The sequence below is a fragment of the Hymenobacter sp. genome (genome assembly GCF_035709525.1).
Classification (GTDB): Bacteria; Bacteroidota; Bacteroidia; order Cytophagales; family Hymenobacteraceae; genus Hymenobacter.
Genome location: NZ_DASTEP010000245.1, coordinates 1 through 22,205 on the forward strand (window position 1 = coordinate 1; position 22,205 = coordinate 22,205).

The 22,205-nt window shown below is 63.0% G+C and carries 14 protein-coding genes; 10 read left to right on the top strand and 4 right to left on the bottom strand.

The genetic code is table 11. From position 1 onward, the window contains the following. Positions 1-142 precede the first annotated feature (142 nt). The 3 genes from VFO93_RS22005 to VFO93_RS22015 form a co-directional block, all read right to left on the bottom strand. Positions 143-1,726, bottom strand: coding sequence for a SusD/RagB family nutrient-binding outer membrane lipoprotein (locus VFO93_RS22005; RefSeq protein ID WP_325136534.1), 1,584 nt, complete (start codon positions 1,724-1,726; stop codon positions 143-145). Between the two features lie 216 nt (positions 1,727-1,942). Then, the gene (locus VFO93_RS22010; protein ID WP_325136535.1) at positions 1,943-5,284 is read right to left on the bottom strand and encodes a SusC/RagA family TonB-linked outer membrane protein; all 3,342 of its coding nucleotides are present in this window, start codon (positions 5,282-5,284) and stop codon (positions 1,943-1,945) included. Between the two features lie 292 nt (positions 5,285-5,576). Next, positions 5,577-7,790 carry a choice-of-anchor I family protein gene (locus tag VFO93_RS22015; RefSeq protein ID WP_325136536.1) on the bottom strand — a complete coding sequence of 738 codons (2,214 nt, stop codon included), beginning with the start codon at positions 7,788-7,790 and terminating at the stop codon, positions 5,577-5,579. 332 nt (positions 7,791-8,122) lie between these two features. Between VFO93_RS22015 and VFO93_RS22020 the strand changes: the two genes are divergently transcribed. The 5 genes from VFO93_RS22020 (at position 8,123) to kdpB (ending at position 14,553) form a co-directional block, all read left to right on the top strand. Further along, positions 8,123-9,481, top strand: coding sequence for a sigma-54 dependent transcriptional regulator (locus VFO93_RS22020; protein ID WP_325136537.1), 1,359 nt, complete (start codon positions 8,123-8,125; stop codon positions 9,479-9,481). Positions 9,482-9,847: 366 nt separating this feature from the next. Then, positions 9,848-10,219 carry a DUF7674 family protein gene (locus tag VFO93_RS22025; protein ID WP_325136538.1) on the top strand — a complete coding sequence of 124 codons (372 nt, stop codon included), beginning with the start codon at positions 9,848-9,850 and terminating at the stop codon, positions 10,217-10,219. Positions 10,220-10,534: 315 nt separating this feature from the next. Next, positions 10,535-10,612, top strand: coding sequence for a K(+)-transporting ATPase subunit F (gene kdpF, locus VFO93_RS22425; protein WP_414653608.1), 78 nt, complete (start codon positions 10,535-10,537; stop codon positions 10,610-10,612). Positions 10,613-10,616: 4 nt separating this feature from the next. After that, positions 10,617-12,317, top strand: coding sequence for a potassium-transporting ATPase subunit KdpA (gene kdpA, locus VFO93_RS22030; RefSeq protein ID WP_325136539.1), 1,701 nt, complete (start codon positions 10,617-10,619; stop codon positions 12,315-12,317). Positions 12,318-12,504: 187 nt separating this feature from the next. Then, entirely contained in the window at positions 12,505-14,553 is a 2,049-nt protein-coding gene (gene kdpB, locus VFO93_RS22035; RefSeq protein ID WP_325136540.1) for a potassium-transporting ATPase subunit KdpB, read from the top strand. A gap of 3 nt (positions 14,554-14,556) precedes the next feature. Here the strand turns inward: kdpB and VFO93_RS22040 are convergent, their stop codons facing one another. Continuing rightward, positions 14,557-15,093 carry a hypothetical protein gene (locus VFO93_RS22040; RefSeq protein ID WP_325136541.1) on the bottom strand — a complete coding sequence of 179 codons (537 nt, stop codon included), beginning with the start codon at positions 15,091-15,093 and terminating at the stop codon, positions 14,557-14,559. A gap of 32 nt (positions 15,094-15,125) precedes the next feature. Here VFO93_RS22040 and VFO93_RS22045 point away from each other — a divergent pair, with 32 nt between their 5' ends. The 5 genes from VFO93_RS22045 to VFO93_RS22065 all read left to right on the top strand — a co-directional run bounded on the left by VFO93_RS22045 (position 15,126) and on the right by VFO93_RS22065 (position 22,125). Next, complete coding sequence (locus VFO93_RS22045) at positions 15,126-15,689, top strand: potassium-transporting ATPase subunit C (RefSeq protein WP_325136542.1); 564 nt, start codon at positions 15,126-15,128, stop codon at positions 15,687-15,689. Between the two features lie 82 nt (positions 15,690-15,771). After that, positions 15,772-16,902 carry a porin gene (locus tag VFO93_RS22050; RefSeq protein ID WP_325136543.1) on the top strand — a complete coding sequence of 377 codons (1,131 nt, stop codon included), beginning with the start codon at positions 15,772-15,774 and terminating at the stop codon, positions 16,900-16,902. Between the two features lie 175 nt (positions 16,903-17,077). Then, complete coding sequence (locus VFO93_RS22055) at positions 17,078-19,027, top strand: KUP/HAK/KT family potassium transporter (protein WP_325136544.1); 1,950 nt, start codon at positions 17,078-17,080, stop codon at positions 19,025-19,027. 11 nt (positions 19,028-19,038) lie between these two features. After that, positions 19,039-20,211, top strand: a complete 1,173-nt coding sequence (locus VFO93_RS22060) for a sensor protein KdpD (protein ID WP_325136545.1) — start codon at positions 19,039-19,041, stop codon at positions 20,209-20,211. Positions 20,212-20,358: 147 nt separating this feature from the next. Beyond that, positions 20,359-22,125, top strand: a complete 1,767-nt coding sequence (locus tag VFO93_RS22065) for a HAMP domain-containing sensor histidine kinase (protein WP_325136546.1) — start codon at positions 20,359-20,361, stop codon at positions 22,123-22,125. Positions 22,126-22,205: the final 80 nt, after the last annotated feature.

Sequence of the window (22,205 nt, forward strand, 5' to 3'; positions counted from 1 at the left end):
CTCCGAAAAGGAGAGGGGGAGCCGACCGTATGCGAACGTAAATAGTCGTTGGAAAGTCGTCAGGCTCCCCCTCTCCTTTTCGGAGAGGGGGCCGGGGGGTGAGGCGCCCACGCTCGGCGAGTTTTGGAGTGCCTTGTGAAAATTATTTCAGCACGTACATCACGCCGTTAATGTCGTCGTTGCCGCCGTACTGGCTGGCCAGCGCGGCCTGGTAGTTCGTGGTATTGGCCGTGCGCTCGGACGTAGGGTAGCGGAAGCGTAGCGCGATGCGGCCGCTGTTGCCGGTGCCCGCGCCGGTGGTGAAGGTGGGCACGCCGGTGCGGCGGTAGTTGTAGTATGCCTCCAGGCCCGCGTGGCGGAACAAGGCCAGGTATTTCTGCTGCAAAATCTGGGTCAGGCCGGTGCTGCCGCCCGCGTACTGCACGCCGCCCTGGGCGTAGTAGCTGGCGTAGCTGACGGGGATGCTGTAGGTGTCGTAGTTGCCGGTGTTGGTTACGTCCGTCGAGCCGGGGCGGTAGAAGTAGGCCGTGTAGGTGCCGCTGGTGGGCAGGCTATACGAGGCCATCGAAGCCTGAATACCGGCCGTGTAGTACGTCTCGGCGTTGCCGCCGCTCAGCCAGCCCCTATTGATGCCCTCGGCGATGTTGAGGCACTGCTCGGGGTAGCCCACCTGGATGCTGGGCTCGCCGGTGAGGGTGCGGAAGTAGCGGTAGCGGTTCAGAAACGAGTAGCGCCCCTGGCCGGCGTTGTTGTACATTACGCCCAGGTCGAGGCCCGCGTCGGCCCCCACGAAGGAAGCGTAGCTGGTCGGGCTCTGGCCCTGGGTATCGACCAGGTAGCGGGCGGGCTCGCAGGTAGCGTACACGCGCGGGTCTTGCAGCTGCGTGAGCAAGCCCACGTAGGTGGCCGACATGTTCTTGCGCGAGCCGTCTTGCCCGAAGTTGCGGTTGTTGTTGGGGTAGAAGTTATTAGTAGCCGACACGAAGACGTACTGCATGTTGTCGGCGTTGCTGGTCAGCACGGGGTACTTGGTGGGGTTGCCCACGATGGCCGCAAACTGCCCGGCCACGTTGAGGTCGGCGTCGCCGGTTTTCTTGCTCAGGTGCAGCAGCAGGCGCAGACGCAGCGCGTTCACCACTTTCTGCCACTGGCGCAGGCTGCCGTTGAAATAAATGTCACCGTTCACGGTGGTCGTACCGCTGGCGATGAGCGTCGTGAGGTCGGTATTGGCCTGCTCCAGCCACTTAAAGGACTGCACGAACACGGCCTTTTGCGAGTCGTAGGCGGGCGTCAGGTTGTCGAGGCCCAGCAGGGCCTGGCTCAGCGGCACGTCGCCCATTTGCAGGCTCATGCGGGTAAAGAAGTAGGCCCGGAAGAAGTTGCCCAGCGCCGAATAAGGATTGGTGGCCGGCGAACCAGCGGCCAGCGCCTGCTGCTCCATCAAGGTCACGTTTTTGAGCGTGGTGTAGAAAGCCGTGCCGCTACCGAAGTCGTAGCGGTTGTTGCCGTAGTAGTCGTAGTTGTTGAGGTAGTACTGGTTCCAGACCTCGTAGCTGCCATTGGGAGCCTCGTAGGCGTCGTTGAGCACGCCCGTGAGCAGCAGCGAGGCTGGCACGGCGTTAGGCTTGTTTTCGTTGACAGTCAGCTCGTCGAGTGTTTTGTTACAGCTCGTGGCCGAGAGGGTTAGTAGGCCCAGGAGGACGGCAGTTTTGAAGATATTTTTCATTACAATAGTTGTGCAAACGCGGGCGCCTCACCCCCCGGCCCCCTCTCCGAAAAGGAGAGGGGGAGCCAGTCATTAGTTAAGAGTTTTGAGTGTTGAGTTAAGAGTTAGCCGTTCTATCAACTCAAAACTCTTAACTCAGAACTCTCAACTCGTTCGGCTCCCCCTCTCCTTTTCGGAGAGGGGGCCGGGGGGTGAGGCGCTACGGCTGACGAGGTATTAGAAAGTCAGATTAATATTCACCCCCATCGAGCGCGTCGTGGCCGACTGCAAGCTCGGGTTCTTCAAGGTGCTGCCATCGGCCAGGTTAAAGCCCTGGGCGTACTGGTCGAGGTCGAAGTCCTTGCGCTGAGCGAAGTAAAGCAGGTTGCGGCCCACCAGCGAGATATTGGCCCCCTTGATGAAATGCGGCTGCAACAGGCTGGCCGGCAGCGAGTAGCCCACGATTACTTCGCGCAGCTTGGCGTAGGTCTTGCTCACCATGTACGACTCCTCGATGCCGCCATTGTACACGCCTTGCGTGTAGGCCTGCACCGTCACAGCCTTGGTGTTGGGGGCAAATTGCAGCTCGTTGTAGTTGCTGATGTTGCCGTTGGCGTCGAACTTCACCGTGCCGCCGCTCACTACCACGCCCGGGCCCATGTAGGCCGGCGTGGGGGCTTTGGTGCCCGTGTTGGTGCTCTGCCACTCAGATAGGCGGGCCGCGCCGAGGTCGCCGCTCACCAGGTCGGGGTGGTTGCCCGAACTCAGCGAGTAGGCATACACCTGGTCGCGGATGACGCCGCCCACGCGGCCGTCAAACTGGAAGCTGAAGTTGAAGTTCTTGTACGAGAAGCGGTTGGTGACGCCCCACACCCAATCCGGGTTGGTGTAGCCCATCAGCTGCATGTTGTTGGTGCCCGAGGGGCGCGTGAGCGGAATGCCGGTGCCGGCGTTGATAATCTGCCCATCGGGCGAGCGCAGGTAGTTGTAGCTGTAGTAGCCATCGAGCCGGTCGCCGATATGGAACACGTGGTTCGGGCCGGGCAGGTAGATGCTCTGCTCCGAGCCGTCGATGTCCTTCAGCTTCTCCTTAAAGGTGCTCCAGTTAGCTAGAATGTCCCAGTTCAGGCCGTTGGGGTTGGCCAGCACGGCCCCGGTCAGGGCCACTTCCCAGCCGGTTTTGCGGGTGGTTACGGCGTTGGTGGTTTTGCTGGTGTAGCCCGACGACGAGGCCACCGGCAATTGGAAAATCAGCGGCCCGTTGTCCGACGTAAAATGCGTGATGTCGAGCCCCAGGTGGTTGCCGAAGAACTTGGCATCCAGCCCGTACTCATACGAGGTCACCGTGAAGCTCTTCAAATCGGGGCTCGGCAGGCTGTTGGTAAAGCCGGCCGCCGGCTGGTTGTTGTAGGGCTTGGTGATGGTGTAAGTGGCCTGGTTCACGTAGTTGGGCCCGTCGTAGGCCGTCACGATTTCCGAGCCGTAGCCGATGAGGCTCGATACCGAACTGCCCGTTACGGCCTGGTAGGCCGAGCCGATGCTGCCCTGCGTGTTGCCGCCGCGCACGTTGGCAAACGAGCCGCGCAGCTTGGCAAACGAAATAAACTCGGGCAGCTTGAGGTAGTCGTTCAGCACCGTGCTCAGCGACACCGAGGGGTAGTAAATGGTGCGGTTATTAGCCGGCAGCGTCGAAAGCCGGTCGAAGCGGCTGGTGAGCCCCAGCGAGGCGATGTTCTTGAACGTGAGGTCGGTAGTGGCGTAGGCGCTCAGCACCGTCATGTCCGCGCCGAACTCGTAGGCCTGCGCCGGGTTTTTCGAGTTACTGAAATTGTACACCCCCGGCACGATGAGGAAGTCGGTGGTGGCCCAGCTCGAATTGTAGTTGAAGAGGCGCACGTTGGTGCCGCCCACCGCGCTCAACGTGAAGTTTTTGCTGAGCTGCTGGTTGTAAGTTACGAGCAGGTCGGTGTTGGTTTCGAGCAGGTTGCGGCGGTCTTCGCGGTAGTCGCCCTGGCGCAGGTCGGGCGTTTTGTAGGTGATGGCCGAGTAGGGTACCTTCTCGGTGCGCAGCTGGTTCCAAGTCGTCACCTGCGAGCGTAGCGCCACGTTCACGTGGTCGTTGAGCTTGTAGCTGAGGCGGCCGTAGCCGTAGAGGTCGGTTTTCTTGTGCCCGTACAGCCACTCGTAGGCCACGAAATAGGGGTTGTTGCCGCGCCCGTACTCGGCGTAGTACTGCTGCACGCCGGGCACGCCCTGCGGGCCCTTGTAGTAGTCGCGCATGTCGGCCAGCGCCCAGCTGCTTGAGCCGTACACCTGGAAAATATAGGTTGGCCCCTCCGGCCCCGAGCTGCTCTGCGGGATGTTGGGCGAGTTCTGCAAGCTCAAATTCAACGCCCCGTCAAACTTCAGGTTCTTGTTGAAATTGACGCCCGTGCTCAGGTTGAAGTTGGTGATATTGAGGCCCGTATTGGGCACCATGCCGCGCTGGTAGCTATTGGAAGCCGACAAGCGCACGTCGTAGCTGTCGCCGCTCGACGACACCGATACGTTGTTGGTCGACAGCATCCCTACCCGCATAAAATCGCGGAAGTTATTGGCCCCCTTGGCCACCCAGGGCGTGCCCTGGCGTACCCCGTTCACGATAGGCGAGTCGTACTGCGGCACGTTCTGCCCCTCAAAGCGCGGCCCCCAGATGTTGGCGCGGCGGTTGGGGTTGCCCTCGTCGTAGAGGTTGTTGGCGTAGGCGTACTGGTAGTTCGAGCCAAAGCCGTACTCGTTCTGCTTTTCCGGTATGGCCAGGTAGCTAGGCTGAAACTGGGTGCTGCTGTTAAACTCCACCGCCACCTTGCGCTTGTCGCCGGTGCCGCGCTTGGTCGTTATCATAATGGCCCCATTCTGCCCCCGGAAGCCGTAGAGGGCGGCCGCGTTCGGCCCCTTCAGCACGGTGTAGGTTTCAATGTCGTCGGGGCTGATGTTCCAAGTATCCGAGTTAATCGGCACGCCATCCACCACAAACAGGATATTGGAGCTGCCGCGCAGCAGCAGTTGCGGGCGGCCCAGCAGCTCGGCGCTCGGGGCCACCGTGAGGCCCGCGATTTTGCCGGTCAGCGAGTTAATGGGGTTGGGCTCGCGGGCTTTCACCAGCTGCGCGCCCGAAATCTCTTGCGTGGTGTAGCCGATGGTGCGGGCTTCCTTCTTGATGCCCAGCGCCGTTACTACTATCTCGTTCAGCTCCTGCTGGTCTTCGCCCAGCGTCACGTTGAGGGTATTTTGCTCACCCACCGGCACTTCCTGTGACTTGTAGCCCACGAAGGAAAATACCAGCGTGGCCCCGGCGCGGTTGGCCGGCACGCTCAGCGAGTAGTGGCCCGCGCCATCGGTCACGGTGCCCTGCGAAGTGCCTTTCAAAATAACGTTGACGCCCGGCAGGCCTTCGCCTTTGGTGTCTTTGACGAGGCCGCTCACGGCCTGGCTCTGCGCCAGCGCCGGCCCGGCCATCAGGGCCAGCGCTAACGTCGGGGCAAGGCTGCGCCCGTAGCGCCCAATGCGGGCGCTGATACTAGTAGAATAGTGCTTCATGAAAAAGTGGGGAGTGGTAGCGAGCGCAAGGCGGGCCAGGTGGGCGCTGGCCGAGCAGAGTTGCAGCATCCTTTCGATAAAAGGAGTGGCCAGCCTACGAGGGGCTTGACGATGCAAAGTTCCTCCCCTGATATTTCATAAATATTACCAGCATACTACCTAATCACTACTCATAAACTCTTCATAAAGCCCTTACCTTTAAATTCATACAATATTCATCTCACCACAAGCAAAGAGCCTGCCCCGGCACGCCGGAGCAGGCTCTTCAACGGCCTGACAAACAGCCGGCCGGTTAGCGCACTACCAGCTTGGTAGCCGCGCCATCGTCGGCACGCAGCACGTACACGCCCGCCGCGAGGCCGGTAGTTTCGAGCTGGCTAGCAGCTACCAGCGGGCGCACCACGCGGCCCGTGAGGTCGCAGAGCGCGCCCGATACGGGGCGGCTCAGGCGCACGGCCGCGCCCTGGCTGGGATTGGGGTACACCAGCAGCGGCGCGGCGGCCTGCCCGGCGCGGGTGGCGGTTGGGGTGGTGGCTTGCAGGCTGTAGATGGCAATGGTACTGCTCACCTCGTTGGACAGCAGCAGCAGCGGCTGGCCGGTGGGGCTGTCGGCGGCCGAGATAAAGACGATGCCCTCGGGGCCGAGGTCGCCGGTGCTGGCCGTGGTGCTGCGGCTGTTGGCGTAGGCTTCGAGCACCGGCACGGCGGGGTTGTTGATGTTGAAGACCATAACGCCACCCACGCGCTCCAGGCTCACGAAGGCGTAGAGGTTCTGGCCGATGCGGCCGGTCGTCACGCCCTCCGGCTCGGGGCCTTTGTCGTCCGAGCGGTTTTTGCGGGTGGGCGTTTCGCCGAAGGCGTTGCTGGCGTTGAAGATGGTGCCGTAGGTAGCGTCGGCGGCGGTCACGCGCTCTAGCAGGTTGCCGCTGTCGTAGACCTCGGCCCCGGTGCTGGCGTTGTAGATGCTGAACGAGCGCCCGCCGTAGGCGTAAATTTCGTCGAAGTCGCCGTCGCCATCGGTATCGCCCAGCTTGTTGGTCACGTTGAGGCGACCCAGCACGGCTTCGTTTTTGAGCAGGCTAGCATTGGGGAACACCGTGGGGTCGAGCAAGTAGGGCGCGCTGCTGCTGGTAGTGCCCAGGCGCACCTGCTCGCTAAAGCCCGAGTAGTCGCGCGCGTCGCCCTCGTTGGCCGTGATGAGGTAGCCCGTATTATTTACCTCAAAATGATTGATGGCATCGGGCTGCCGCATCCCTTTGATGGGCCAGCTGGCCAGCAGCACGTCGGTGGTGCGGTCGGAGGCGTCGAGGCTGCGACCGGGCTGCGAATGGTCGGCGTAGCCCAGCGGGCGCAGGTTGGTTATCTGCTTGGTAGTGAGGTCGAGCACCGCCAGGGCGTTGTTTTCCTGAAGCGTGATGTAGGCCGTTTGCGAGTTGGCGCTCACGGCCACGTACTCGGGCTCCAGGTCCTGGGCCACCGTGCTGGGCGAGGCCGCCAGCCCGCCGTAGATGCGGATGCCCTGCGCCCGCAGCGCGGTGGCCTGGCCGTTGAAGGCCGTGAAGGTGGCCGTCGTCACGTTGGCCTGGGTGAGGCCCGCGATGCCGCCCTGCAAGTCAATTACCGACACGCTGCCCTCGGGGTCGGTGGTATAGGCGGCATTGGGCTCGCCCTCGTTGGCCGTGATGACGTAGCGCCCATCGGGCGAAAATGTGAGCATGTCGGGCATCGCCCCTACTGCCACTTGCTTCAGAAACGTACCGCTTTGGTCGAAAAACACCACGCTGCCGCTGGCCTGCGGGTTGGTGCCTTCGATAGCGCAGGCCACCAGCCCGTTGCGCACGGCCACCGAGTTGAGGCCGCCGTAGCTGCTGATGTTCACCGACGCCACCGCCGTGATGGCGGCCGGGTTGGTCAGGTTCAGGATTTCGAGCTTGCCGCCCACCGAGTTGGCCACGTACAGGCGCTTGGTGCCGGCATCGAAAGCCGAGATTTCGGCCGAGTTTATCTGCGTGGTGCCGCTGAAGGGCGTGGCCGTTTGGTAGCTCTGTACCAGGCTCAAGGCCAGGTTGCCGGCCCGCACCGGCGCGGGCGTGTCGTTGTCGCGGATATAAACCAGAATGTCGTTGGCCGTGCTCGCTACCGTAGCGTTGGTGGGGTTAAGCAGCCGCACCACGAAGTATTCGGTTTCCTCGGCCGTAGCGTCGTCCAGTATCGGAATGGTCACGGTCTGGGTGCCCGTGGCATTGGCCGGGAAGGTGACGGTCTGGGTGCTGGCGTAGGTAAAATCGCTGCCCGCCGTGGCCGTGCCGAAGGCTTGCAGCGCCACCTGCACGGTGCTGGCCGTGGCATTGGGGCTGGCAATGCTGAGCGGAATGCTGACCGAGCCCGCGTTTTCGGCCACGGTGAGCGTGGCGCTGGGCCGGCTGATGGTCTGGGCCTGGGCGGCCAGGCCAGCGAAACCCAGCAGCAGCGTAAAAGGCAAGCAAAAAGTAGCGGTAACGCGCATATAATCAGCCGATGTTGAAGAAAAAGGCAAAGCTATCGGCGGCTTATTGCGCTACTATTAGGACGTTGTTATGAAATGGCTACGGGGCGGTTGCGCGCGTAGCGGCAGCCTACCTGCTTTGCACTAGCTAGCCCAGCCGGCCGCGTGCACAGCACGCGCAGAGGCTGGTTTTAGAAACAACCTCAAGCTACCGCCAGCCCTGGTCGGTGGGCTAGCTGCGCCCAAGGCTAAGGCCGCGTTTTACCTTCTCGTTATCGGGCTACCTCCCCACGGCCACTACCCGCCCCGAGGCTGTTCTTTGCAGAAATTTTGCCCCGCCTACCGCCTACCCCATGCCCGACAACACCCTGCTGCTGATAGAGGACGAAACCCACCTGCGCCACCTGCTGGCCCGGGTGCTGGAGCTGGAAGGCTACACCGTGCTGCAAGAAGGCACCGCCCACCGCGGGCTGGAACTGCTGCGCCAGCACGCTACCGATGTGCTGGTGGTGCTGAGCGACGTGAAGCTGCCCGACGGCAACGGCCTGGCGCTGCTGCCGCGCTACAAAGCCGCCGCCCCGCTGGCCGAGGTCATCCTCTTCACGGCCTACGCCACCGTGGCCGATGGCGTGCAGGCCATGAAAGCCGGGGCCTTCGACTACCTCACCAAGGGCGGCTCCGACGACCAGTTGCTGGTAGTGCTGGAGCGGGCCAGCGAAAAGGCGCGCTTGCAGCAGCGCGTGCAGATGCTGGAAAAGCAGGTGGGCCAGTATTTTAGCTTCGCGGCCATGCTAGGCAGCGCGCCGGCCTTCGTGGCCGCCAAAACCCTGGCCGAGCGCGTGGCCCCGGCCGATGCCACGGTGCTGCTCGAAGGCCCCACGGGCGCGGGCAAGGAGCTGTTTGCCCAGGCCATTCACCAGGCCAGCCCCAGGGCCGGCAAGCCGTTTGTGGCCGTCAACTGCTCGGCGTTTCCGAAGGACCTGCTGGAATCGGCCTTGTTTGGGCACCGGCAGGGGGCCTTCACGGGGGCCATGAGCGACCAGAAAGGCCTGCTGGAAGAAGCCAAGGGCGGTACGCTGTTTCTGGACGAGATTGGGGAAATGGACCTGGGGGCGCAGGCCAAGCTGCTGCGGGTGCTCGAAACGCGGCAGTACATGCGGGTGGGCGATACCAAGCCCCGCACCGCCGACGTGCGCGTGGTGGCCGCCACCAACCGCCGCCTGCGCCAGGAGGCCGCCGCCGGGCACTTCCGCGAGGATTTGTACTTCCGGCTGGCGGTCGTCACGGTGGCCGTGCCCGCCCTCAGCGCCCGGCGCGAAGACATTGACCAGCTGGCCCGGCACTTCACCCAGGAGTTTGCCACCAAGCTGCGCAAGCGCATCAAAGGCCTCACGCCCGAGGCCCTGCGCCGCCTGCGCCACTACCCCTGGCCCGGCAACGTGCGCGAGCTCAAGAACGTGCTGGAGCGCGCCGTGCTGCTCTGCGACGATGAAATCGGCCCCGAATGCCTGCCCGCCGAGTTTGAGCCCGCCCCCGCCGACGGTTCCGACGCAGCCCAGCCTGATGACGGCCGCCGCCTGGCCAGCGTCGAGAAGCGCCACATCCGGCAGATACTGGCCGAGGTAGGCGGCAACAAAACCGAGGCCGCCCGCCAGCTCGGCATCGGCCTCACCACGCTTTACCGCAAGATTCAGGAGTACGGGCTGGGGTAGCACTCGCCGGGCGCGGACCTCACCCCCTAGCCCTCTCTCCTGCGGAGAGGGGGAACTAGTTTTTAGCTTTAGTTTCTAGAAGCTAGAATTAGAGCTAGTTCCCCCTCTCCGCAGGAGAGGGGGCTAGGGGGTGAGGTTCACGTTAGGGCAAGTGCGCTCCTACCACAATGAAAACGCCCCCCTTCCATTTTGGTAGGGCGGGCCGCCTGGACGTGCGCTGCGTTCAGCAAATAACTCACTAGTGAATAAGGGAATACCGCACAGCGCCCGCCGCCTGGCTTGGCGCTTGCCGCCGTTGGCTTGCGCCGTACTAGCGCTGGCTACCCCGGCCGGCGCGGCGCGTTTTTCCACTTATCCATTCCCTGTATGCTACCGTTGCAGATTGCCGACGAGCTAACGCGTGTATTTCCGGGCCTGGGGCGCGAGCTACACGCCCCGGCTACCATGAGCAGCCTGGCCGCCCAGCTGGCCCGCTTCGCCGCCTTCACCCGCCTGGCCTTTAAGGGCGAGCAGCTCGACCTCTTGGCCCGCTGCTTTGCGGTGGCCAACCGCCTGCTCGGCCAGGCCGATGCCGAGCTGCTGGCCGCCTTCCGCGATGCCTATTTCCCTTGCCTGCACCTCAACGCCCTGCCCGGCGGCGAGCGCATGGCCCGCCAGCTGATGCCGGCCGCCCTCTACGGCGACTACGCCCAGTTTCTCTACGCCGATGCCCACCGCCCCGGCAGCGCTTCATTATGACAAGCCACCCTATCAAAATGGGGTGGTGCCCCCCCGAGCCAGGCAGTGCCCCGGGGCGCTTTGGAAATTTTAGCACGCTCGCCAACAGCGCCTTAGTCGCTACTTCGATAGGCCGGCCGGCAGTCGGCGCGGCGTTGGCAAGTAGGCTGGCACGGCCCACCGAGGCGGGCCGGCCTTTGGTTCTCCCAATTTCTTCTTCTATGACACCTGCCCTGATGATTTCGCTGCTCACGGCCACTGGCCTGGCCGGCTTCTGGCTCTTTTACAAGTCGATAGACTTCTTCGACCACATCTAACCCCTCCGCTGGCGCCATGATGCTCGCTCTCTTTTTTCTGTCGGTAGTCGTGTTTGGCTACCTGGTGTACGTGCTCCTGAAGCCCGAAAAGTTTTAATCCAATGACTTCCCCTTTATTCGGCATTGCCCTCATTTTCCTGGTGACGCTGGCGCTGGCCCTGCCCCTGGGGCGGCTGCTGGCCCGGGTGTTCCAGGGCGAGAAAAATGCCCTCGATTTCATGGCTCCCGTCGAGCGGGCGCTGTTCCGGCTGGCCGGCATCGACCCTAGCCGCGAAATGACCTGGCAGCAGCACATGCTGGCTTTGCTGGCCATCAACCTGGTGTGGTTTGTGCTGGCGATGGCCATCCTCTGCACCCAGGGCAGCCTGCCGCTCAACCCCGACGGCAACCCGAGCATGTCGCCCGATTTGGCCTTCAATACGGCCATCTCCTTCCTGGTCAACTGCAACTTGCAGCACTACTCCGGCGAGTCGGGCCTCTCGTATTTGTCGCAGGTAGTGGTGATTACCTTCCTGCAATTTGTAACCGCCGCCACCGGCATCGCCGCCGCCGTGGTCGTTTTCAACGCCCTACAAGCCCGCACTACCGACAAGCTGGGCAACTTCTACCACTACTTCGTGAAGAGCCTCACGCGGCTGCTGCTGCCCGGCTCGCTCATCATCGCGCTGGTGCTGGCCTTCAACGGCACGCCCATGACCATGCAGGGCAAGCAGCCGCTCATCACCGTGCAGGGCGACACCACGGCCGTGAGCCGCGGCCCGGTAGCGGCCATGGTGGCCATTAAAGAACTGGGTACCAACGGCGGGGGCTTCTTCGGGGCCAACTCGGCCCACCCGCTCGAAAACCCCAACTACCTCACCAACGCCACCGAAAACGTGGCCCTCATGCTGATTCCCTTCGCCATGGTGTTCGCGCTGGGCTTCTACCTCAAGCGCCCCCGGCTGGCGTACATGATCTTCGGGGTGATGACGGTGGGCTTCCTGGCCCTACTGGCCCCGGCCGTGTACTACGAAATGCACGGCAACCCCGCCATCGCCAAGATGGGCGTGGACCAGAATCTAGGGGCCATGGAAGGCAAGGAAGTCCGCTTCGGCGCTGCCGCCTCGGCCTTCTGGGGCATCACCAACACGGTCATTAGCTGCGGCTCGGTCAACTCCATGCACGACTCGCACATGCCCCTGAGCGGCCTGGCCGAGCTGCTGGGCATGATGACCAACGCCTTCTACGGCGGCTGCGGCGTGGGCCTGCTCAACTTCTTCGCCTACCTCATCATCGCCGTCTTCATCGCGGGCTTGATGGTGGGCCGCACGCCCGAGTTTCTGGGCAAGAAAATCGAGGCCCGCGAAATGAAAATCGCCGTGCTCGTGACCTTGCTGCACCCACTGCTCATCCTGGCCGGTACCGCCCTCACCACCCACCTCTACGCTGGCAACCCCACCGAGTACGCCGGCTGGCTGGCCAACCCTGGCTACCACGGCTTCAGCCAGATGCTGTATGAGTTCACCTCCTCATCGGCCAACAATGGCTCGGGCTTCGAGGGGCTGGGCGACAATACGCCCTGGTGGAACATCTCAACCGGCGTGGTGCTGCTGCTCTCGCGCTACCTGCCCATCATCGGCCCGGTGGCCATAGCAGGCTTATTGGCTCGCAAGAAGGTGGTGCCCGAGGGCGCCGGCACCCTGCCCGCCGACACGGCCACCTTCGGCGTGATGGTGCTGGCCGTCATCGTCATCATCGCCGCCCTGGCCTTCTTCCCCGCCCTGGCCCTAGGCCCGCTGGCCGAGCATTTTACCTTGTATTAGCCTCGTCTGGCGTAGCGCCTCACCCCTAGCCCCTCTCCGAAAAGGAGAGGGGGACTAGCTCTACTTCTAGTCTTTAATCTCACGTTATCCAGCTTTTCACTCAGCTAGCATCTAGTAACTAGAAGCTAGTCCCCCTCTCTTTTTTGGAGAGGGGCTAGGGGTGAGGCGCTACGCCAGCACTACCAAAATGGCAACCCAATCCCAATCCTTATTTCAGCCCGCGCTGGTGGCCGAGGCCACCAAGCAGGCGTTCGTCAAGCTCGACCCGCGGCTGATGTTCCGCAACCCGGTGATGTTCACCGTTGAAATCGGCACCGTGGTCATGCTCATCGTGACCCTAGGGCTGCTCGTGAAACCCGACGCCGCGCAGGGTAGCTTCGCCTACAACTTCACGGTATTTATCGTGTTGTTCCTCACGCTTTTATTCGCCAACTTCGCCGAGGCCATTGCCGAGGCGCGCGGCAAGGCCCAAGCCGACTCGCTGCGCAAAACCCGGCAGGACACCCCCGCCCGCGTGCGCCTCGACAACAGCAGCTTCCAGGAAGTAAGCTCGGCCCAGCTGCAAAAGGGCCAGGTATTCGTGGTGGAAGCCGGCGAGATTATCCCCACCGACGGCGAGATTATTGAAGGCCTCGCCACCATTGACGAATCGGCCATCACCGGCGAGTCGGCCCCGGTTATCCGCGAGGCGGGCGGCGATAAGTCGTCGGTGACGGGTGGAACGAAGGTGCTCTCCGACCGCATCGTGGTAACGGTGACGGCCGCCCCCGGCGAGTCGTTTCTCGACAAGATGATTGCGCTGGTGGAAGGCGCGTCGCGGCAGAAAACGCCCAACGAAATTGCCCTCACGATTTTGCTGGCCGGCTTCACGCTGGTGTTCGTTATCGTGTGCGTGACCTTGCAGCCCTTCGCGGCTTACTCGAAGACGCCCATCGCCATTTCGGCCTTCATCGCCTTGTTCGTGTGCTTGATTCCGACCACCATCGGCGGGCTGCTCTCGGCCATCGGCATTGCGGGCATGGACCGCGCCCTGCGCGCTAACGTCATCACCAAGAGCGGCAAAGCGGTGGAAACGGCCGGCGACATCGACACCCTGCTGCTGGATAAAACCGGCACCATCACCATCGGTAACCGCAAGGCTACGCACTTCTGGCCCGCCCCCGGCGTGAGCGAGGGCGAGCTGATTGAGGCCGCCGTGCTCACTTCGCTGCACGACGAAACGCCCGAGGGCAAGAGCATCGTGGAGCTGGCCCGCCAAAACCGCCGCCTCGACGAAGCTTACCTGCAAGAGCGCACCGTGGGCAGCGAGCCCATCAAGTTCACGGCCGAAACCCGCAGCAGCGGCACTACCCTGGCTAGCGGCCTGCGCCTGCGCAAAGGGGCCAGCGACGCCATCCGGCAGCTGGCCAACGCCGCCGGCCAGGTGTTCCCCACCGAAACTACCGAGCGCGTATCGCACGTGGCCAGCAACGGCGGCACCCCGCTGGTAGTGAGCGAAAACGACCGCGTGCTGGGTGTGGTGGAGCTGCAAGACGTGATTAAGCCCGGCATTCAGGAGCGCTTCGAGCGCCTGCGCAAAATGGGCATCAAAACCGTGATGGTGACCGGCGACAACCCGCTCACCGCCCGCTTCATCGCCGAAAAAGCCGGCGTGGACGACTTCATCGCCGAGGCCAAGCCCGAGGACAAAATGCAGTACATCCGCAAGGAGCAGCAGGGAGGCAAGCTGGTGGCCATGATGGGCGACGGCACCAACGACGCCCCTGCCCTGGCCCAGGCCGACGTGGGAGTAGCCATGAACTCGGGCACCCAGGCCGCCAAGGAAGCCGGCAACATGGTGGACCTCGACAACGACCCCACCAAGCTCATTGAGGTGGTAGAAATCGGCAAGCAGCTGCTCATGACCCGCGGCACGCTCACGACTTTCAGCATCGCCAACGACGTGGCCAAGTACTTCGCCATCGTGCCGGCGCTGTTCATGGTGGCCATTCCCGGCCTGCGCGCCCTCAACATCATGCAGCTGCACTCGCCGCAGTCGGCCATCCTGAGCGCGGTGATTTTCAACGCCATCATCATCCCTGCCCTGGTGCCGCTGGCCCTCAAAGGCGTGGCCTACACGCCCATCGGGGCCTCGGCCCTGCTGCGCCGCAACCTGCTGGTGTACGGCCTGGGCGGGGTGATTGTGCCCTTCATCGGCATCAAGCTGCTGGACTTGGTGGTGGGGCTGTTTGTGTAGAGGCTAAAGCTGAGTAAAGCGGAAGCCCCTGGCAATGACGTGGCCTTTGCCAACTAGCAGCAGTTGAAAAGCCTGTTTGTCTTGTGGATGTCCATAGGGCGGAGTAGCCCAAGTCGATACGCCTTGCGCCGCGCAGGTATCAATTACATCTTGAGCTATTGACATCGGCGCTGCTTGCAATAAAATGCCGCTTCCATCAAGCAAGTTTCGCCTTAATGTCTGGGGATACAGAACGGTTGAAAAATCGCGCCAACCCTGCAATCGCGCTTCAATTCTTTCTTGAATTTCAACATCAAGTTGCTGTGGATTCTGTGGCTTCGAATTGATGTAGACCGAAACCAAAGAGCTGTTGTAAGTCAGTAGTAACGGATGCTCCGAAACCAGCGCAAACTCCCCACTCATACCCGGTTTGAGCCGCGCCTCAGCCTTATCTAAAAAATCAACCCGAAACTGCCTGCCCGGCATTGTCAGCACCGCAAATGTTGTCTGCGCCACCATCACGGTAACTACCTGATTGGCTGGAATCGGAATCTCACTCATAAATCAAACTTACCATCTGGTAAGTCAACCCCATGAAATCCCAATTTTTGTCTGCCATCCGCCTCACCCTGGCTTTGCTGGTGCTGTGCTGCGTCGTTTACCCTGCCATCGTGTGGGCCGCCGCCAAGCTGGCCCCCGGCCACGGCGAGGGCGTGCAAATCATGCATAACGGCCGCCTGGTGGGCTTCGCCAACGTGGGCCAGAAATTCGACAAGCCCGAGTATTTCAACTCGCGCCCCTCGGCGGTAGACTACAAGGCCGACGGCTCGGCTGGCTCCAACAAAGGCCCCAGCAACCCCGACTACCTCAAGGACGTGCAGGCCCGCCTCGACACCTTCCTGGCTAAAAACCCCACCGTGCGGCCCGCCGACGTGCCCGCCGAACTGATTACGGCCAGCGGCTCGGGCCTCGACCCCGACTTGTCGGTGCAGGGCGCGCTGGTGCAGGTGGCCCGTGTGGCCCAGGCCCGCGGCCTGGCCCCGGCCAAGGTGCAGGCCTTGGTGGCCCAGCACATCCAGGCCGGCACCCTTGGGCCCGACCGCGTGAACGTCCTCCAGCTTAACCTGGCGCTGGACGACCTGGCCGGCAAGAAATAGCGTACGCGGCCCGGCCTTCGTAATGGCCGGGCAACCTCAACGATATAGTTACCCAGCGCGCTACTAACTGAGCGCCATCCTCATGAAAAAGTTGCTTTTGCCCGTGCTGGCTACCCTTTGCACGAGTGCTGCCCTGGCCCAAACGGCCCCCACTACCGACCCGGCGCTGGCCGTGCCGCCGCCCGTCGCCCCGATTCAGTCGCCGACTACTGCCCCCATTACCACCTACGGCTTCGTGGATGCCTACTACGGCTTCGACTTCGACCACGGCGGCAGCAACCAGCGGCCGAACTTTATCTACGCGCACAACCGTCAGAACGAGTTCACGGTCAACAACGCGATAATCGGGATGCGCTACGACGACGGCAAGGTGCGCGGAGCCCTGGGGCTGCACGCCGGCACCTACGTAACGGCCAACTACGTTATTGAGGACCAAGTGCTGAAGCACATCTACGAGGCCTACGCGGGCTTCCGGCCCTTCGCCAAGGCTTGGCTGGATGTCGGGGTTTTCGGCTCGCACATTGGCTTCGAGTCGGCCATTTCGAAAGACAACTGGACGCTAACCCGCTCCCTCATGGCCGAAAACTCGCCCTACTACGAGTCGGGCGCGCGCTTCACCTACGAGGTGAGTTCTAAGCTGACGCTGACCGGGCTGGTGCTCAACGGCTGGCAGAACATGCGGGAAAACAACCAGGGCAAGGCCCTGGGCACCCAGATTCAGTGGAAGCCCACCGACAAGCTGCTCATCAACAGCAGCACGTTCTACGGCAACGAGCAGCCGCAGGACTCGCTCAAGCGCCGCCGCTACTTCCACGATTTCTACCTCACCTACGCCGCTACCGACCGCCTGAGTTTGGCCGCCGTGTTCGACGTGGGCAAGCAGCAGAGCGAGGGCCAGCGCGGCTACGACACCTGGCACACCGGCTCGGCGTTCGTGAAGTACAAGCTGGCCGAGAAGTTTTCGACCACCCTGCGCGGCGAGTACTACAATGCCGACCGGGGCATTATCATCAACAGCAGCATGCCCGCCCGCACTGATGCGCGCTTCCTGGCCGGCGGCACCTCGCTCAACCTCGACTACCTGCCCACGCCCAACGTGGCCTTCCGCGTGGAGGGCCGCTACCTGCGGGCCCAAAGCCCCATTTTTGAGCACGACAACGGCTTCTCGCAGAACTACGGCAACCTGACAACCAGCGTCGCGCTGTCGTTTTAGAAGCTGCTGTTATACAGTTGGTTTTTACGTCGGTCATGCTGAGCGCAGAGGAGCGGAGCCGAAGCATGACCGACTATGTGGGCCGCTTTCAATACGTTCAACTCTAATCCGGCCGCCTGCTGTATGGTAATGCCTTGTTAACCTACGTAGTACGCATGTTCACGTATTTGCCGCCATGACTACTACTACGCACCCCACTACTACCAGCCTGCACCAGCGCATCACAGCGGCGGGCACCCTCATTGCCCTTGGCATCGTGTACGGCGACATTGGCACCTCGCCGCTCTACACCGTGCGGGGCGTGTTTGTGAGCCGGCCCGTGACCGAAGACGTGGTGCTGGGCACCGTGTCGGCCGTTATCTGGACGCTGACGCTGCTCACCACCGTCAAGTACGTGCTGCTGGCCATGCGCGCCGACAACCACGGCGAGGGCGGCATTTTGTCGCTCTACGCGCTGCTGCGCCGCCTGCGCCTGCGCTGGCTCTACGTGCCGGCCATCGTGGGGGCGGCGGCACTGCTGGCCGATGGCATCATCACGCCGCCCATCTCGGTGGCCTCGGCCATTGAGGGGCTGCGGGTGCTCAAGCCCGACCTCAATACGGTGCCTATTGTGCTGGTTATTATAGTGGGGCTGTTTGGGTTTCAGCAGTTCGGCACGGCTGTTATTGGCCGGTTGTTCGGGCCGGTGATGCTGGTGTTTTTCTCGATGCTGGCCGTGCTGGGGCTGCCCTACGTGCTGCGCGAGCCCGGCATTCTGCGGGCGCTCAACCCGTACTACGCCCTGCACATGGTGACGCAGCTGCCGGGGGCATTCTGGCTGCTGGGCAGCATCTTTTTGTGCAGCACCGGGGCCGAGGCGCTCTACGCCGACATGGGCCACGTGGGGCGGCGCAATATCTACCTGTCGTGGACTTTCGTCAAAATATGCCTGGTTATCAATTACCTGGGGCAAGGGGCCTGGCTGCTGCAACACCTGGGCCGGCCGCTGGGCGAGCAAAACCTGTTCTTCGAGATGATACCCCGCTGGGGGCTGCTGCCGGCCATCGGGCTGTGCACGCTGGCCACCATCATTGCCTCGCAGGCGCTCATTTCGGGCTCCTACACGCTCGTGATAGAGGCGCTGCGGCTCAATTTCTGGCCCAAGGTGAAGGTGCGCTACCCCACCGAGCTGCGCGGGCAGGCCTACGTGCCCTCGCTGACGTGGCTGCTGGGTTTGGGCTGCGTGGGCGTGGTGCTGTACTTCCGCGAAAGCTCGCGCATGGAGGCGGCCTTTGGGCTGGCCGTCACCATCACCATGCTCAGCACTACCGTGCTGCTGGCTTACTACCTGCGCCTGCGCCGGGCAGCCACCGGCTGGGTGCTGCTGCTGCTGGCGGTGTACTTCACGGTGGAAGGCTCGTTTCTGGTGGCCAATCTGCGCAAGTTTCCGCAGGGCGGCTGGCTGAGCGTGCTGCTGGGCAGCCTGCTGCTGCTGGTGATGGTGAGCTGGATTCAGGGCCGGCGGCTGTTTCGCGACTTCAACAAGTACGTGCCGCTAACCGAGTGGCTGCCCCGGCTGCGCGCCCTGAGCTACGACGAAACGATGCCCCGCCTGGCCACCAACCTCGTGTACTTCACCGATTCGGAAAACCCCAAGCTGGTGGAAAACGCCATCATGCACAGCATTTTCCGCAAAAGCCCCAAGCGGGCGGACGTCTACTACCTGCTGCACGTCACGACCACCGACGAGCCGTACACCTGCACGTACCACGCCGAAGTCATTCTGCCCAACGACTTGGTGCGCATCGATTTCCACCTGGGCTTTCGGGTAGACCACGCCATCAACTACATGTTTCGGCAGGTGGTGACGGACTTGGTGAAGGCCGGCAAAATCGACATCCGCTCGCGCTACGCCTCGCTGCGCGACGAAGTGGGCGACTTCCAATTCGTCATTCTCAACCGCACGCTGCCCTACGCGCACAGCCTGAGCGGCTGGCAGTGGCTGGTGGCGCGGCTGTCGGGCGCACTCCGCTGGCTCGGGGCCAGCCCACAGCAAAGCTTCGGGCTGGACAACTCATCGCTGACGCTCGAAAACATTCCGCTGCTCACGCCCGAGCGCCCCGAGCTGCATTTAACCCAAGTATAACCTGGCCTTCCGTGTCCCCCTCCAACGACCTTCAGCGCGACGCCTCGGCCGAGCGGTTTTTGCGCCTGGTGCAGCAGAAGCGGCGGGGCACGCTCAAAATCTACCTGGGCCTGGCCGCCGGCGTGGGCAAAACCTACCGCATGCTGCAAGAAGCCCAGGAGCTGCACCGCCACGGCGTAGATGTGCTGCTGGGCTACATCGAAACCCACGGCCGGCCCGGCACCGTGGCCCAACTCACCCAAGAGCTGCCGCTGCTGCCGCGCAAGCAGGTGTTTTACAAAGGCCACGCGGTGGAGGAGATGGACCTCGACGCCCTGGAGCAGCGCCGGCCGCAGGTGGTGATAGTGGACGAGCTGGCCCACTCAAACGTGCCCGGCTCGCGCCACGAAAAGCGCTGGCAAGACGTGCGCGAGCTGGTGGAGCGCGGCATCTCGGTGATAACGGCCGTGAACGTGCAGCACCTCGAAAGCCTGCACGACCAGGTGCTGAAAATAACCGGCACCGACGTGACCGAGCGCATCCCCGACAGCCTGCTGCGCGAGGCCGACGAGGTGATAAACGTAGACCTGACGGTGGGCGAGCTGCGCGCCCGCCTCGAAGAAGGCAAGATTTACGATGCGGCCAAGGTGCCCACGGCGCTGGCCAATTTCTTCCAGGCCGAAAACCTGTTGCAGCTGCGCCGCCTGGCCGTGCGCGAGGTGGCGCAGCTGCTGGGGCGGCAGGTCGAAACCGGCGCGGGCGGCGCGGCGGCCGTAGCGGCCCAGCGCCGCAACGACGACCGGCTACTCGCCTGCATCAACACTAACGAGGTGGCGGCCAAGGAGATAATCCGCAAAGTCTCGCGCCTGGCCGACCGCTTCGGGGCGGCCGCCTGGTACGTGCTCTACGTGCAAACCAGCCGCGAAAGCGCCGACCGCATCGGCCTAGCCGCCCAGCGCCACCTCATCAACAACCTGCAACTAGCCACCGAGCTAGGCGGGCAAATCCTGCGCGTGAAAAGCGACGATGTAGTGCGCACCATTCAGCAAACGGCCGCCGACAAGCACGCCACGCTGCTCGTGTGTGGCCTCACCGGCACCAAGGGCCTGTGGCAGCAGCTCAGCCGCGGCGGCGTCACGCAGGATTTGCTGGCCGCCCTGGCCGGCGATGCCAGCGATTTGGACGTGTTTTTAGTGAAGTATTAGGTTTTAATCATTCGTCATGCTGAGCGCAGCCGAAGCATCTCTTTAGCATAGTAACTCCTAACGCTAGCAACGAAGCGATAGAGATGATTCGACTCCGCTGCGCTGCGCTCAGCATGACGGGCGTAACCAGAAACCAGCAACCCCACCATGAACCTCAAAACCAAAATAACCCTCGGCTACGTGGTGCTACTGGCGCTGCTGCTGGCACTGGGCGGCTACGCCTACTACTCGGTGCGCCGGCTCGAAGCCGACTCGCGCAACATCCTGAAAGCTAATTTCTACTCGGTAGGGCTGGGCCAGCAATTGCTGCGGACGCTCGACCGCATGGAGCTGGCCCCGGCCGACTCGGCGGGCATCGCCAGCTTTCGGCGCAGCCTCACCCGCGAGGCGGGCAACGTAACCGAGCCCGGCGAGCAAGAGGTGGTAGACGAGCTGACCCAGACGCTGGCCACCTACCAAACGCGCCTCGACGCGCAGGCCCCGCCCGCGGCCCGCCTGGCCGTCATCAACCAGCTGCGCGACCAGACGCAGCGCATGATGACCCTCAACACCCAGGCGCTGGTGCGCAAAAACGAGCAGGCCAACGCCCGCGCCACCCAAACCGGGCACTACCTGCTGGCCTGCGCCGGGCTGAGCTTGCTGGTGGCGCTGATGTTTTTGCTGAGCGTGCCCGAGGCCGCCGTGGCCCCGCTGCGCAAGCTCACCAATTCGCTGGAGCACGCTACTGAGCAGGATTTTACGGCCACTATTCCCATCGAAAGCCAGGACGAGTTTGGCCGCGTGGCGCGGGCCTTCAACCGCATGCTGGTGCAGCTGCAAGAGTACCGCAGCTCCACGCTGGCCGGGCTCGTGACCGAGCGCAACCGCGTGCAGGGCATCGTCAACAGCCTCGATGAAGGGCTGCTGGTGCTGGATGAAGAGCGGCGCATTATCCTGGCCAACCCCACCATGAGCGAGCTGCTGAGCCTGCCGGCCGAAGGGCTGCTGGGCCGCCCCGCCGCCGAAGTAGCCGGCCGCAACGACCTGCTGCGCACCATGCTGCGCCCCCTCGAAAATAGCCAGCCCAGCACCGCCGTGGCCGAAGCGCCGCTATTCACCATCGCGCAGCGGGGCGAGGAAGGCTACTACCGCCTCGACGTGCAAGACCTGGTAACCTACAACGAAGCCCGCCAGAAAACTGAGTTCGTGGGCCAGATTCTGACCTTGCGCAACGTGTCGGACTTCAAAAAGCTCGACCAGGTCAAGTCCGACTTCCTGGCCACCGTGAGCCACGAATTGAAAACGCCGCTCAACAGCATCAGCCTGAGCCTCAAGCTGCTGCAAGACAGCCGCATCGACGCCGACGAGCGCCAGCAGGTGGCCGGCGGCCTGGCCCGCGAAACCCAGCGCATGCAGCGCATCGTGGCCGAGCTGCTCGACGTGTCGCGCCTAGAGGCCGGGGCGGGCATTCAGCTCGACTTTGCGCCCACCGCGCTGGCCGAGGTAGCGCGCTTTGCCGCCGACACGGTGCAGGTGCAGCTAGAGCACAAAATTCTGGAACTACGCCGCGAGCTACCCGCCGACCTGCCCCCCGTGCGGGCCGACGTGGAGAAAACTACCTGGGTGCTTATCAACTTATTGGCCAATGCCATTCGCTACTCGCCGCCCGGCGAGGCCATCACCATCCGGGCCGAGCGCCAGGGCAAGTTTGTGCGCCTGGGCGTGCAAGACAAAGGCCCCGGCATCGCGCCCGCAAACCACGAGCGCATTTTCCAGCGCTTCGCCCAAATCCCCGACAAGGCGGGCTACAAGGGCGGCTCGGGTTTGGGCCTCAGCATCGCCCGCGAGTTTATCACCACCCAGGGCGGCCGGCTGTGGGTCGAGAGCGAGCTGGGCGCGGGCAGCACGTTCTACTTCACCTTACCCGTCGTTTAGCGCCTAAAGGGGCTCCGCTGTCCGGCAGTTGTGTCTCTAGAAGAGATTATTACGAGTCCGATTACCTACAAAAAGAAGCC

What these genes read in the sequence shown, in the direction of transcription:
- VFO93_RS22005 (WP_325136534.1), bottom strand. Translation starts at nt 1,726, where the DNA reads ATGAAAAATATCTTCAAAACTGCCGTCCTCCTGGGCCTACTAACCCTC.
- VFO93_RS22010 (WP_325136535.1), bottom strand. Translation starts at nt 5,284, where the DNA reads ATGAAGCACTATTCTACTAGTATCAGCGCCCGCATTGGGCGCTACGGG.
- VFO93_RS22015 (WP_325136536.1), bottom strand. Translation starts at nt 7,790, where the DNA reads ATGCGCGTTACCGCTACTTTTTGCTTGCCTTTTACGCTGCTGCTGGGT.
- VFO93_RS22020 (WP_325136537.1), top strand. Translation starts at nt 8,123, where the DNA reads ATGCCCGACAACACCCTGCTGCTGATAGAGGACGAAACCCACCTGCGC.
- VFO93_RS22025 (WP_325136538.1), top strand. Translation starts at nt 9,848, where the DNA reads ATGCTACCGTTGCAGATTGCCGACGAGCTAACGCGTGTATTTCCGGGC.
- kdpF (WP_414653608.1), top strand. Translation starts at nt 10,535, where the DNA reads ATGCTCGCTCTCTTTTTTCTGTCGGTAGTCGTGTTTGGCTACCTGGTG.
- kdpA (WP_325136539.1), top strand. Translation starts at nt 10,617, where the DNA reads ATGACTTCCCCTTTATTCGGCATTGCCCTCATTTTCCTGGTGACGCTG.
- kdpB (WP_325136540.1), top strand. Translation starts at nt 12,505, where the DNA reads ATGGCAACCCAATCCCAATCCTTATTTCAGCCCGCGCTGGTGGCCGAG.
- VFO93_RS22040 (WP_325136541.1), bottom strand. Translation starts at nt 15,093, where the DNA reads ATGAGTGAGATTCCGATTCCAGCCAATCAGGTAGTTACCGTGATGGTG.
- VFO93_RS22045 (WP_325136542.1), top strand. Translation starts at nt 15,126, where the DNA reads ATGAAATCCCAATTTTTGTCTGCCATCCGCCTCACCCTGGCTTTGCTG.
- VFO93_RS22050 (WP_325136543.1), top strand. Translation starts at nt 15,772, where the DNA reads ATGAAAAAGTTGCTTTTGCCCGTGCTGGCTACCCTTTGCACGAGTGCT.
- VFO93_RS22055 (WP_325136544.1), top strand. Translation starts at nt 17,078, where the DNA reads ATGACTACTACTACGCACCCCACTACTACCAGCCTGCACCAGCGCATC.
- VFO93_RS22065 (WP_325136546.1), top strand. Translation starts at nt 20,359, where the DNA reads ATGAACCTCAAAACCAAAATAACCCTCGGCTACGTGGTGCTACTGGCG.